The organism is Pseudoalteromonas sp. S1650 (assembly GCF_005887195.1).
In the GTDB taxonomy this organism is placed as follows: domain Bacteria; phylum Pseudomonadota; class Gammaproteobacteria; order Enterobacterales; family Alteromonadaceae; genus Pseudoalteromonas; species Pseudoalteromonas simplex.
The window spans coordinates 1-207 of the sequence record NZ_PNDF01000280.1 but is presented as its reverse complement, the minus strand read 5'-3'; the positions used below and the strand labels follow the sequence as shown (position 1 = coordinate 207).

The window sequence follows — 207 nt, the reverse complement described above, 5'->3', positions numbered from 1 at the left end:
CTATTTTGCCGATGCTTATTTTGTTGGGCTTGCCAAACAAAACGACGAATTAAATAGCTTAAAACAAGCAAAGATATATCGTGTGGCTACAATTCGTGGCTATTCAAGTGAACATTATTTGAAACAAGCCGGCTTTAATGTTAATAAAAATTTGGTGGTGGTCAGTCTTTACGATCATGTTTTGCAATTGCTAGTGAAAGGACGAAT

General features: G+C 35.7%; 1 pseudogene. It reads left to right on the top strand.

From position 1 onward, the window contains the following. Positions 1–207, top strand: a pseudogene (locus CWB80_RS22680) (substrate-binding periplasmic protein); the annotation flags it as partial.